14 protein-coding genes are annotated in these 11,008 nt (G+C 63.0%); 5 read left to right on the forward strand and 9 right to left on the reverse strand.

Annotated features, from left to right (window positions below):
* Nucleotides 1-54: 54 nt before the first annotated feature.
* Entirely contained in the window at nt 55-2,118 is a 2,064-nt protein-coding gene (locus tag BSL82_RS05580; RefSeq protein WP_226998639.1) for a lytic transglycosylase domain-containing protein, read from the forward strand.
* A 14-nt stretch (nt 2,119-2,132) separates the two neighbouring features.
* Nucleotides 2,133-2,612 carry a transcription elongation factor GreB gene (gene greB / locus BSL82_RS05585; RefSeq protein ID WP_072596396.1) on the forward strand — a complete coding sequence of 160 codons (480 nt, stop codon included), beginning with the start codon at nt 2,133-2,135 and terminating at the stop codon, nt 2,610-2,612.
* 9 nt (nt 2,613-2,621) lie between these two features.
* Here greB and BSL82_RS05590 read toward each other — a convergent pair whose 3' ends face one another.
* Complete coding sequence (locus BSL82_RS05590) at nt 2,622-3,371, reverse strand: sulfite exporter TauE/SafE family protein (RefSeq protein ID WP_072596397.1); 750 nt, start codon at nt 3,369-3,371, stop codon at nt 2,622-2,624.
* Nucleotides 3,372-3,841: 470 nt separating this feature from the next.
* On the opposite strand from BSL82_RS05590, the gene BSL82_RS05595 reads away from it, so the two are divergent.
* Nucleotides 3,842-4,435 carry an SOS response-associated peptidase family protein gene (locus BSL82_RS05595; RefSeq protein WP_072596398.1) on the forward strand — a complete coding sequence of 198 codons (594 nt, stop codon included), beginning with the start codon at nt 3,842-3,844 and terminating at the stop codon, nt 4,433-4,435.
* A 7-nt stretch (nt 4,436-4,442) separates the two neighbouring features.
* Here the strand turns inward: BSL82_RS05595 and BSL82_RS05600 are convergent, their stop codons facing one another.
* The gene (locus BSL82_RS05600; protein ID WP_226998640.1) at nt 4,443-4,790 is read right to left on the reverse strand and encodes a hypothetical protein; all 348 of its coding nucleotides are present in this window, start codon (nt 4,788-4,790) and stop codon (nt 4,443-4,445) included.
* 64 nt (nt 4,791-4,854) lie between these two features.
* Between BSL82_RS05600 and BSL82_RS05605 the strand changes: the two genes are divergently transcribed.
* Nucleotides 4,855-5,541 carry a hypothetical protein gene (locus BSL82_RS05605; protein ID WP_158010707.1) on the forward strand — a complete coding sequence of 229 codons (687 nt, stop codon included), beginning with the start codon at nt 4,855-4,857 and terminating at the stop codon, nt 5,539-5,541.
* 114 nt (nt 5,542-5,655) lie between these two features.
* On the opposite strand, the gene BSL82_RS05610 is transcribed toward BSL82_RS05605, so the two are convergent.
* From BSL82_RS05610 to BSL82_RS05630, 6 genes are read right to left on the reverse strand one after another with little or no spacing between them, the layout of a single operon-like run.
* On the reverse strand, nt 5,656-6,081 hold the full coding sequence (locus BSL82_RS05610; RefSeq protein ID WP_072596401.1) for a hypothetical protein: 426 nt from the start codon (nt 6,079-6,081) through the stop codon (nt 5,656-5,658).
* Nucleotides 6,078-6,398, reverse strand: coding sequence for a hypothetical protein (locus BSL82_RS05615; RefSeq protein ID WP_072596402.1), 321 nt, complete (start codon nt 6,396-6,398; stop codon nt 6,078-6,080). Before BSL82_RS05615 ends, BSL82_RS05610 begins: the two co-directional genes overlap by 4 nt.
* A complete protein-coding gene (locus tag BSL82_RS05620; RefSeq protein WP_072596403.1) occupies nt 6,395-6,994 on the reverse strand; it encodes a glycoside hydrolase family 19 protein in 600 nt (199 codons plus the stop codon). The genes BSL82_RS05615 and BSL82_RS05620 overlap by 4 nt, the downstream gene beginning before the upstream one ends.
* Nucleotides 6,981-7,109, reverse strand: a complete 129-nt coding sequence (locus BSL82_RS21540) for a hypothetical protein (protein ID WP_257786822.1) — start codon at nt 7,107-7,109, stop codon at nt 6,981-6,983. The genes BSL82_RS05620 and BSL82_RS21540 overlap by 14 nt, the downstream gene beginning before the upstream one ends.
* Nucleotides 7,102-7,461: a hypothetical protein gene (locus tag BSL82_RS05625; RefSeq protein WP_158010708.1), complete on the reverse strand. Its 360-nt coding sequence runs from the start codon at nt 7,459-7,461 to the stop codon at nt 7,102-7,104. Before BSL82_RS05625 ends, BSL82_RS21540 begins: the two co-directional genes overlap by 8 nt.
* Before the next feature lie 26 nt (nt 7,462-7,487).
* Entirely contained in the window at nt 7,488-8,651 is a 1,164-nt protein-coding gene (locus BSL82_RS05630; RefSeq protein ID WP_072596405.1) for a right-handed parallel beta-helix repeat-containing protein, read from the reverse strand.
* A gap of 106 nt (nt 8,652-8,757) precedes the next feature.
* Here BSL82_RS05630 and BSL82_RS05635 point away from each other — a divergent pair, with 106 nt between their 5' ends.
* Nucleotides 8,758-9,516, forward strand: coding sequence for a class I SAM-dependent methyltransferase (locus BSL82_RS05635; protein WP_072596406.1), 759 nt, complete (start codon nt 8,758-8,760; stop codon nt 9,514-9,516).
* A gap of 7 nt (nt 9,517-9,523) precedes the next feature.
* On the opposite strand, the gene BSL82_RS05640 is transcribed toward BSL82_RS05635, so the two are convergent.
* Complete coding sequence (locus BSL82_RS05640; protein ID WP_072596407.1) at nt 9,524-10,948, reverse strand: hypothetical protein; 1,425 nt, start codon at nt 10,946-10,948, stop codon at nt 9,524-9,526.
* Nucleotides 10,949-11,008: the final 60 nt, after the last annotated feature.

Below are 11,008 nucleotides of genomic sequence, written 5' to 3' on the forward strand. Positions count from 1 at the left end.
ATCCTCGCGCCTGATAAGGACGCCAATCCCCTTCTGTCCAGAAGGCTCCGTCGTTTGTCGACTCTATTGCTGCTGGGCCTGTCCGGCTTTGCCCTGACGGCGGCGTCCGTGACGCCCCAGGCGCGCGAATGGTATCGCGCCCGGCTGGGGCTTTCGGCCGCTCCGTCGCAGCCGCCCGCCCAGGCGGACCCGCTGGCCGAAGCGATCCTGCAATGGGATTCGCTGAGACAGTCCGACAGCCTTGCGTTTGAAAGCTACGCCGCTTTCCTGCGCCAACACCCCGGCTGGCCCGGCGAATCGGCCATGCGACGCGCAGCAGAGCGGAACGTCAGGCCCGACATGACATCGCCGTCGCTGGTGGTGGATCATTTCACCCGCTTTCCGCCAATGACGAACACCGGCAGCCTGCGCTTTGCCGAAGCGCTGTCTGCGATGGGGCGCAGGGCGGACGCGATCTTCCACGCACGGGCGGCCTGGGTAGGCGGCACACTGGCGCCCGACGACGAGAACCGGCTGCTGGCGCGATTTGCCGCCGATCTCGCGCCTGCCGACCACGACAGCCGGATGGAACGACTGTTGTGGGACGACGCGCTGTCGGCCGCGCAACGGCAGATCAGCTTCGTCACTCCGCAGCGCAGGCGCTATTATGACGCGCGGCTTGCAATGAAGCTGAAGTGGCCCGATGCCGCCGCCCGGCTGGCGTCGGTGTGGTCGCTCTACCCCAATGATCCCGGCCTCATCGCCGACAAGGCGCGCTGGCAGCGCGACACGAGCGACTGGATTGGGGCGCGCCGAACGCTGGCCGAGGCCCGTGTCGCGCCCGGATCGGTGCGCTATCCGCTGCCCTGGATGAAGCTGCACCTGGATTACGCACGGGCCGCGGCCAACGACAGCCAGTGGGATCTTGCCTATCGGATCGCGGCCGATACCAACGCCTATTTCCCCGGCACCGTGCTTCGTGACCAGCCGTATGCCGAACGCGACGTTCTGACCAGCCTGGAATGGCTGGCCGGATGGACAGCGTACAAGAACCTTGGCCGCCCCGCGTCCGCCGTGGTGCATTTCGACCGATACAGCCTGGCGGCGCAGACGCCCCAGACCCAGTCGAAGGGCGATTATTGGGCCGGACGCGCCGCCGAAGCCGCGCGGCAGGTCGCGCAGGCGCGCAGCTATTATGAGAAGGCCGGGTCGCACCCGGATCATTTCTATGGTCAGCTTGCGCTGGAACAGCTTGGCCGGCCTGTGGCCACTCCTCCCGCCCCGCAGGCGACGATCGCGCCCTATGACCGATCCGCTTTCGAGGGGAAGGAAGTGGTGCGCGCCACCCGCCTTCTGGCCGAGCTTGGCGACCAGAAGCGGCTGACGACCTTTGTCCGCGCGCTTGCCGACAACTCCTGGAACGAGCAGGAGCAGCTGATGGTGGCCGAGCTTGCCCGATCGGTGAGCCGGCCCGACCTTGGCGTGCGGCTGGCGCGCAACGCCCGCAAATCGAGCGACAGCTGGCTCTGGACCGCAGGCTATCCGCGCCTGCCGCTCAGCCCGCTGATGGAGCGGCACTGGACGATGATCCACGCCATCACGCGCCAGGAAAGCGAGTTCTACAAGGAAGCGGTGAGCCATGCGAACGCGCGCGGGCTGATGCAGCTGATGCCCGGCACCGCGCGGGAGACGGCGGGCAAGGTGGGGCTGCCCTATGACTATAGCCGGCTGACCACGGACACCAATTACAACATCATGCTTGGCTCCACCTATTTCGCCAATCTGCTGGACCGCTATGGCGGCAATCATGTGATGGCGGTGGCGGCCTATAACGCCGGGCCGGGCAATGTGAACAAATGGGTGGCGGCGAACGGCGACCCGCGCCTGGCTGGAGTCGACGTGATCGAATGGATCGAGAAGATCCCGATCTACGAGACGCGCAACTATGTGCAGCGCGTGCTTGAGAATGCAGTGATCTATGACGTGCTGAACCCCGCGAAGGCGAGCATGCGGGCAGGCGTGCGGCGGCTGTCGGCCTATCTGGGCCGGGCGCGCGGCGCCACTGCATCGCTCGCCGCGGAACGCTGCGCCGTCCCCGGAACGCCGATGCAGAGCGCCGCCGCAAGCGCCCAATGCTGATTGCCTGACCGGCCATGTCGCAGCCAAATTACATCACCCCGGCAGGCTTTGCCGCGTTGCAGGCGGCGCACCACCAGCTCTTCGACCAGGAGCGCCCGAAGATGGTGGAGGTGGTGTCATGGGCGGCGGGCAATGGCGACCGATCCGAGAATGGCGACTACATCTACGGCCGCAAGCGGCTGCGCGAGATCGACCGCGAGCTGAACCGGCTGGCAAAGCGCATGAAGGACGCGCAGGTGGTGGACCCGCGTCGCCAGCCCGACAAGCACCGCGTCTTCTTCGGCGCGACGGTGACCGTGGCGGACGAGGACGACCGGGAAAGCGCCTACACGCTGGTCGGCGTGGACGAGGCGGACGCCGCCGCCGGACGGATAAGCTGGAACACACCAATTGCCAAAGCGTTGCGCGGCGCGGCGGTAGGCGATCTGCGCATCGTCCAGCTTCCGGGCGGAGCGAAAGAGCTTGAGATCATCGCCATCCGCTATCCCGAGTGAACGCCCTTTTCAGAAGGCCGCGTCCCAGCACAGCTTCAAGCCGACGAGAATCATCAGAACATAGATGATGCGGTTGAACTTGTCGGGAGAGACGCGCCGCACCAGAGCCACGCCCGCAAAGGTCGAGAGGATGGCAACGGGAATGAGCGTGGCCGTTATCAGCATATTGGCGGCGGTGAACTGGCCGAGTGCGATATAGGCAGGCACCTTGATCCAGTTGGTCGCGCCGAAATAGACGGCGGTGGTGCCGACCAGCAGGTCCCGCGACAGCTTGCGCGGCATCACCCACATCTGGAACGGCGGCGCGCCCGCATGGGCGATCTGGCTGGTGAAACCGGACGCCGCGCCAAAGAGGCTTCCCATCCATTCAGGAAGGCCGCGCGTCGCGGCGGGCGGGCCGCGCCCCTCCGTCCACAGGCGATGAACGCCAAAGAGAACAGAGAGCCCGCCCACCATGCCGAGCACGCCCTTTACCGAAACCTGCGTCGCGAACAGATAGCCCAGCCCCACGCCGATGACGGTGCCCGGCATCAATACGGCGAGCATCCGCCAGTCCACCGTCCTCCGGAACGCCCAGACACCGACCACGTCCTGCACGATCAGGATGGGCAGGACGACTGCGGCGGCCTGCACAGGCGGGATCACCAGCGCGATCAGCGGCATTGAGATACTGCCGACGCCGGCGAACCCGCCCTTTGACAAGCCGAGCAGGATAACGGCCGGAACGGCGATGGCGTAGAACCAGGGATCAACAAGCATGCGGCGCTGATAACGAACCGAAGCCCGGTAGGACAGCCGCGCTTATGGCTCGGCATGTCCCGAAATGAACCGAAAGTGACGAAAGTTGCACCAATGCACAGGTCGTTGACGGGCGTTTTTCAGAATATCGGTCCATAGCGATGGCGCGCCGGCCGCCAAGGATAATCAACGGCGGAGTTGTAGGACAGTGATCATTAGGGCGCGTTTCGTCCTGTCCGACACGAACCGCTGAGACATTATTTGCATCCAAAAATGTGTCGGGCGGTGAAGCCCTGAACCTTGGAGACGAGCGTTGATTGAATGGTGGACGCGGCAAGGATTGAACTTGCGACCCCTGCGATGTCAACACTGGGGCTAAGGCAATTTTCGGCGGATTTCCGACATTCGCTCGAGAACACGACCGCGAACAGGCATGGAACGAATCGCGATTCTGAGGCAGTTGCACCGGAGATGCACCGGAGCGCTGAACGATGTGCAACCACTATGAAGTGCCCTACGAGTTTCGCGAGCTGCCGCGCGACCTGGAATGGCGCGGCCCGCGAAAGCTGCGCGGCGGCGACGCCTATCCGTCCTGGCCGGGCGGGAAGGACAGGCCCGCGCCCATCCTGCGACGGGCGCAGGGTGAGATTATCGTCGAGGAAATTTGCTGGGGCATCCCGCTGGCGACCGGCACCACCACCAAGCCGGTCACCAATATCCGGAACCTCAGCTCGCCATTCTGGCGCGGCACGCTCGCCAAGGCCGATTTCAGGTGCATGGTCCCGGCGATCCGCTTCGCCGAATGGACGCCAGAGCCAGATCCTGAAACGGGCAGGAAGCGCGAGGCCTGGTTTTCGATGGTCGACGATCAGCCGTTCATGTTCGCCGGCGCATGGCGGCCGACGGATTTCGGCCCGCGCTTCGCCTTTCTCACCTGCGCGCCCAATGATCTCGTGCGGCCGATCCACGCCAAGGCGATGCCGGTGATCCTGCACGAAGAGCAATACAAGCCCTGGCTGGATGGCGAGCCGGTCGAGCAGTTTCAGACGTGCTTCCCGACGCAATTGATGCGGATCGCGGCCTGACGACGCTCTAGCGCCGCCGCTCTTCCACCGCGCCCTTGAACAGCCGCTTCGACTTCCGGCTGAAGAACCAGGCGTGAACGACATTCGACCAGGTGATTTCCCGATCGGGCTTCGGCCGCGTCGCCGCCACCAGCAGCACGTCGCGCGACGATCGGCACTTCTTGCATTTGAAGCGCCGCCGCGCCTGATCCAGCTCTATCGGCCAGCCCTTGGCGACGAACGCCTCCCAGATGATGCTATCGATCATCCCTTCCCGCTCGCACGCATAGCACCAGAGCCGGAGATCGTGCCCGGCATCGTCCAGATCCTTGATTGTGCGAATCGGCGGTGGTCCCATGCAGCCAGCATCTGCCATGGATGCGGAACATCAAGGGAACAAAACGCTTGTGAAATGTTGCACGGTCAGGCATTGCGGCGGCATGAATGAGGAAGGATTCTACCGCCTGATGCATCGGGTTCATGCGCCGAAACAGATCGGCGGCTCTTTCCAATTTGGATCATTCGCTAGATATCGACAGCTCGAAGCAGAAGGCGACGCGCACATCGGTGACGCAGAGGAAGGCCTCACCCACTTCGACATCACTGACTACTTTGAAGCAGGTTCGGTCGAGCCTCGGAAACGTGCGAGGCTGAAATCCTTGGGCTTCGACATTCGGTCCACCGCGGGCCATATATCAATAAATAGATGCAGATCGACCCATACGGCCGATGCATATGTGTTTTCCTTTTCCTATGGCAAACCGCGAGAGTTGCTGAAACATTTTGCTAAGCAAAATAGCCGGCCCGATCCTTACGATTGCGCTGTTAAATTGCCTGATCCGGAATGGCTCGCAGACTTCATATCGCGCACAGGCCGCCTACTCACTGGCGAAGCTATTGCCCATCGAATGAAGTCGATAAGCTGGGGAAAGGTGCAGTACGGCGAAAACAACTTCCATTATATGGCCGACGTACCTCTAGCGGACGTCGTTATGCGGAAGCGCCCGAGATACGCCGACGACAATGAATATCGCATCGTTCTCGTCCCGCATCGGAACGAGATACAAGATAACCTCTATGTCACGACCAACCCACCGTTTGGATGCATGTCGATCTGGGAGGGTTGAACTCTCCCTGAGGGCAGGACCTGCGCTCGCCGCAGTCAGTCCGCCTGCGCCTTCCGCACCTCGCGGGCGAGCGCATCCATGCGCTTGGCGCAAATGCCATAGAGGTGCACCACCTCAGTCGCCGGCATCAGCGTCATCGCCCCGGTCTTTTCGCCCGGCGGCAGGGTTTCCAGTTTCTCGCACGGCCGCAGGAAGGATTCCTGGACGGTCATTCGCAAGTTCGACCGCGAGGTTGTAGGCCCGCACGCCGTCCCCATCCCAGCACACATTGCGATAAACAGTAGGGCCAGGCTGGGTGACGATCCGCTCGATCGTGCGGGTGATGGTGTTGCTGGCGGTCTCATCGCGCGCTTCCCTTTCAAGTTCCTGCCGCGCCCGATCGGCGCTGGCGCGCTGGTATTTCGCCTCGGCCGCCGCCTCGGCGCGATCGATGGCCGCCTGCTTGCCCGCCTCGATCTTGTGAGCGTCGCACCGGCCCGCGCCGTAGGCGGCGACCAGCGCCAGCACGCCGACCAGCGCAAGGTAAGGCTGGCCGATCACCGGGCCTTTGGCCCATCGGCAAAGGCAGCCCACTCCGCCGCAGGAATCGTGAAGCTGCTGGTGATCCCTTCGCGAACGAAGGTATGGGGCAGCGCCCGATCCGCCATCGGTCCCTTCTCGGGAGCCAGATTGCAGTAGTTGTTGCAGAAATCCCCGCCCGGGCGGCAAGTTTGCCCGCAGATCCGAATACCGTCGACCTCTGTCGGCGCGGACCGAACCGTCACTTCGACGTCGCCGGCAGCATTTCGGTTTATGGACACATAGCCCGGATAGTCAGCACCCGGCGCGGTGTATGCGAACAGATTGATCGTAGTCACAGCAATACCTCCTTCAAGCGCTCCAGCTTCGCCACCCGACGCGGGAAGCCGTTCAGACCGCCGTTGATTTTCTTGGTGATCGCCTCGACCCGGTCCTGATCGGCCAATGGCGAGAGCCGCCGCGATTTCCAGAAACTGGCGGCGATCTGCACCGATATCTCCGGGTCGGCAGCCAGCTCGGGTTCGGCCAGCAGGTCGCGCCGCACCGCCACGCTCATGTCGCGGTAGTTGGCGCGTCCGGTCAGCTGGAAGATGCCCCGGCCGCGAAAGCGATAGCCGTCGCCCGCTTGGGTGTTCCCAAGGTCGAGACGCCCCTCATAGCGCTGCTGCGCATTGGTCGGCCCCCAGATTTCCTCCAGCCAGCAGAAATCGCCCGTTTCGTGCGCTGCCTGCGCCATGAAATGCGCGATCCGCAGCGGCGTGAAGATGCCATAGGCTTTCAGATGCCGGTGCCCGCCAAGCCCCAGCGCCTCGGCGCGGCCCGCATCGCGACACCCCGCAAATGCGAAAAGGGCCGCCCATGTGAGCGGCCCCCATATCCCGTCCGGCGCGGCGCCTATGCGCCGCTGAATTTCCGCGATTTCAACGGCGTTCATCGTCGCACACCCCCTTTGCCCGATCGCATTCGGCCCCATGTTTCCACGCCTTGCCAAGCGCGCCCGCCGACACCAGGCCGAAGCCCACCACCAGCACGATCAGCAGCTCAACCATTTGCGCCTCCCTGCCCCTGGTTCAGCCCAAGGCGGCGGCTCACCAATGTGCGCAGCGCGTCCAGGAAGAATGCAAAGCCCAGCGCGCCGAGCAGCATGGAGAACAGCACCACGCCTTCCAGCGGCCAGGCGCGCAGCTTGCCGACGATGACGGCGATCGAGGCGAAGGCGGGCAGCGCCGCCAGCTCGCTGATCACCAGCCACTTGCGCTTGCGCACCCATGCCCGAAGCGCGGTCGGATCGTCGGGCGGCTCAGACGATATGCCGAACAGCATATAGGCGAGCTTCGCCCCGCAGATCGCCAGCCCGCCGCCCCAGGCGAGCAGCCAGAGCACAACATCTTTCCAGTCCACCGATGACGCCCCCTTTTATCCGAAACTCACTGCACCGCGGCGCGAACGGCCGTGATCACCTGCCCCTGCCGGTCCACCTCCGCCTTCAGCACGGCGATCGTCGCATCCAGCGCCGAGGTGTCGGGCAGCGCCGCGCCATTGCCGCCGGCGCCCACCCCGACATAGGCGGCGGGCCTGCGGCACGGGATCGTCACCCGGCCGCTCTCGACAAGGCCCGTCACATTGTTGCGCGCATGGCTGCAGGCGATGGTGTCGCGGATCTCGGCCCCGTCGACATTGTCGAGCGTCAGCATCGAGAAATGGACGGCGTTGATCGGCGTCGTCAGCACCACGTCGCTGATCTTCACATCATCGGCGTTCATGATGGTCAGGCCGCGATAGAAATAGCCCAGCATGCGGACGCCGCTGATCGTCCAGTTCCGGCCGCGCACCGTGGGGTTGTTGACCAGGAACACGCCTTGCGTCGGCATCCAGCCATCGATCGCGACATTGCGGATGGTGAGGTTGTTCACCGGCCCGCCGGTCGACGCGATCTGGATGCAGTCCGGGTGCGCGCCGGCATAGGTCGCCACCCGCGCGCCGCAGGTGAAATTCTCGATCAGCACATTGTCCGCGCCGCCGAACTGGATCCCATCGGTCGACAAGTCGCGCACGGTGACGTTGCGCACCGTCACGCCCACCGGCTGCTCCAGCCAGCCAAGGCCCTGGTCCAGATTATGCAGCACGCCATTCTCGACGGTGATCTGGCCATTGGCACCGGCCCGGCCGTCGAACATCAGGCCCAGCCCTTTGCGCGGCTGCGCCGCGTCGTAAGCCGTCGCCGAAATCTCGAAATTGCGGATGGTGGCATGGCCGCCATAAAGCTGCACCGCGCGCTGATAGGCGGGCGTCGCGGCCGTGGCGGGCATCAACACCCGCAGGCCGTCGAAGGTCGGCCCCTGCGGCTTGTCGAGCGTGATCTGGTCGAACACGCCGCCCCGGATCGTCACGGCCTTCAGCCCGCCCCAGCGCACCACGCCCATCGGCGCGTCGCCCAGCTCCACCACATCGCCATCGGCAAGCTTCGGCAGCAGCGCCCTCACCTCGGCGGCAGTCGCTGCGTGATAGGTCGCGGCCTGCGCAGGAAATAGGCACGGCGAAGCAATGACGGACGCAAGCAGCGCCGCCATCAGGCATTTGACGATTTTCATGGTTAATCCTTTCGCGTCGGATCAGATTTTGAATTGTTTCTAGGCCGCGCTGACTCTAGAGGGCCGGATGACGTTCGAGATTGTTGTGTACAAAGGGGGAAATCGAATGAGCACAATGCTGCGAGCCATCAGGGCCACGACCCTTCCTGTCGCCGTCACCGTCAACGGTTGGGTGCGCGCATTGTCCCGCCTCACCCACAAAGCGCAATTTCTCATGCAGTGGGGAGTTCACCCGAACCCGGAGTGGTTCGATACTTACCTTGCTCAGCACTACGAATGGCCCGCGAAACGAACGTCCTGGCTCTGGGATCGTGGCGTCTACAGCGTGCTGGGGATGCCAGCTGGAGCAAACGTCCTTGAAATCTGTTGTGGTGGCGGTTTCTTCACCCGAAATTTCTATTCAGGGCGGGCGGCTCACGTTACGGCGTGCGATTTCGACCCGACCGCCATTAGGCACGCCAACAGATTCAACCGCGCACCCAATGTCCGCTATGAACTGTGTGATATCCGAGAGCGTTTGCCTGCAGGACAATACGATCACATCATTTGGGATGCGGCGATCGAGCACTTCACCGAAGACGAAATGGCCGCGATCATGGGGCGCATCAAGGCTGCCATGAACCCCGGGGCTATTCTCTCCGGCTACACGATCAAGGAGCGCGACGACGGAGGCGAGCAACACCACGAGCACGAGTACGAGTTTAAATCGCTCGAAGACATGACGCGAGTGTTCAAGCCCTACTTTAAAAATGTCCTCGCCTTCGAGACCGCCTATCCGGAGCGACATAATCTTTACTTCATGGCCTCGGATGGAGTCCTTCCGTTCGACAAGGACTGGCCGAATGCCTTGAGGGTGGCAGCCTGACGCGACTTTACGACCCATAGATCACAACGGTCAGCTCCCCGTCGATCGCGGCACCTGCCGAATCGAAGCTCTGGAGGCGCACGGATTGCGTGTTGCTAAATAGAGCGCGGCATTCTGTCCCGCCGCCATTGTGGACCTGCGGAAAAATGTGGTCGGTGTCGCGGCCGAGCGGGTGAGACAGATTGGTGATGCTGACGTCGCCCGTGCCGTTGTAGCTCAACGTCCCTGCGGGATCGGAGCAGTATATGAGCGTCCCGGCACCCGCCGTGTTGACCTTCGCAATGAGGCGGGGCGAGTGCGGCCCTCCCCTGAAATCCGTTTTGGTGACCAGCTTGTTTCCGGCAGGCCCGCCTGTCACGGTGTTCTTGTACCAACTGACGGAACCGTCAGCGGGAAGCAGTGCGGAAACGCCTTCGGTATTGTAGATCGGAAGGATGTCGCCCGTATCACCGCCGCCATGGTCCCAGCCGAGCGCGAAAACATTGTGGTGGATGTCAAGGCCGAACGTCGCGCCGGGGTCCGTGGGCGTGGTCTGTCCCGGATGCCAACCCGCGTACCTGATGAGCGCGTGACCTTTATTGTTCGACGCTGTCACACCAGCGATTTCTGGGGCAATGATGGTTTCCCCAACTTCAATGATAGCATCACCCGCACTGGTGCCGACCGCCATATGCTCAAGCCATGACCCGCCACCCAGCTTGAAGCCGTTGACATTATTGATGCGTAGCGCCTTGCCGCCCTGCTCGAAGCCGGTGCCGAGGATTTCAATTCCCTGACCACCGTCAATGTCAATGGCTGCCTCGGTCGCGGTGCCTGAGAAAACGCGGCTGTTCAAAAGCCGCGTCATGTTCGTGTAGTTGCTACCTACCGAATGATGAGACCTGATGCGAGCACCTCCGGTGCGCGATCCGGTGTATTCATAGCCCAGATCCAAGGTGTCGAGCACCCCATAGATGATCGGCGCATCGATCGCATACGTCATTTCATCATGGAAGCTGATACGGCTCAGTCTCGGCCGCAGAAGATAGGTTTCCACCGATCCGCCGCCCGCCCCAACAGCGAAGCCGGTGCATCCAGCGCCCGCCATCGAGAAGTCGCTGAAGATCGGATCGTATGCCCCGCCATTGAGCCTGAAGATAGCACCGGAATGCGTACCTTCAATGATGACCCCATGCATGCTCTGCGCCACCAGATAAGCATGATTGCCTACCAGAATCTCGTCATCGACCATGTAATGGCCGTCCGCTACGAGCAGCGGCTTGCCACTGTCGAAAGCATCCTGAAACGCCTGGGTGTCGATTGCCGAGCCATTGCCCACTGCGCCGAACGCAGGGCCTTTCACCGCGGCGAATTCCTGCGCCGCCAGATATTGACGCAGATCGTTCTTCGAGACCGGCGACGCGTCGACCAGGATGCTGTCGATCAAAGCCATTCATGTTCCCCATAAAAAGGGCGGCCGATGAGGGCCGCCCGTGCTTCAGTAACTCGTGTC

The sequence above is a fragment of the Tardibacter chloracetimidivorans genome (assembly GCF_001890385.1).
GTDB classification, from domain to species: domain Bacteria; phylum Pseudomonadota; class Alphaproteobacteria; order Sphingomonadales; family Sphingomonadaceae; genus Tardibacter; species Tardibacter chloracetimidivorans.

Bases quoted from the DNA above. Each gene is read 5' to 3' on its own strand.
- BSL82_RS05635 (WP_072596406.1), top strand. From the start codon at position 8,758: ATGAGCACAATGCTGCGAGCCATCAGGGCCACGACCCTTCCTGTCGCC.
- BSL82_RS05605 (WP_158010707.1), top strand. From the start codon at position 4,855: ATGAATGAGGAAGGATTCTACCGCCTGATGCATCGGGTTCATGCGCCG.
- BSL82_RS05600 (WP_226998640.1), bottom strand. From the start codon at position 4,790: ATGGCAGATGCTGGCTGCATGGGACCACCGCCGATTCGCACAATCAAG.
- greB (WP_072596396.1), top strand. From the start codon at position 2,133: ATGTCGCAGCCAAATTACATCACCCCGGCAGGCTTTGCCGCGTTGCAG.
- BSL82_RS05595 (WP_072596398.1), top strand. From the start codon at position 3,842: ATGTGCAACCACTATGAAGTGCCCTACGAGTTTCGCGAGCTGCCGCGC.
- BSL82_RS05620 (WP_072596403.1), bottom strand. From the start codon at position 6,994: ATGAACGCCGTTGAAATCGCGGAAATTCAGCGGCGCATAGGCGCCGCG.
- BSL82_RS21540 (WP_257786822.1), bottom strand. From the start codon at position 7,109: ATGGTTGAGCTGCTGATCGTGCTGGTGGTGGGCTTCGGCCTGGTGTCG.
- BSL82_RS05630 (WP_072596405.1), bottom strand. From the start codon at position 8,651: ATGAAAATCGTCAAATGCCTGATGGCGGCGCTGCTTGCGTCCGTCATT.
- BSL82_RS05590 (WP_072596397.1), bottom strand. From the start codon at position 3,371: ATGCTTGTTGATCCCTGGTTCTACGCCATCGCCGTTCCGGCCGTTATC.
- BSL82_RS05640 (WP_072596407.1), bottom strand. From the start codon at position 10,948: ATGGCTTTGATCGACAGCATCCTGGTCGACGCGTCGCCGGTCTCGAAG.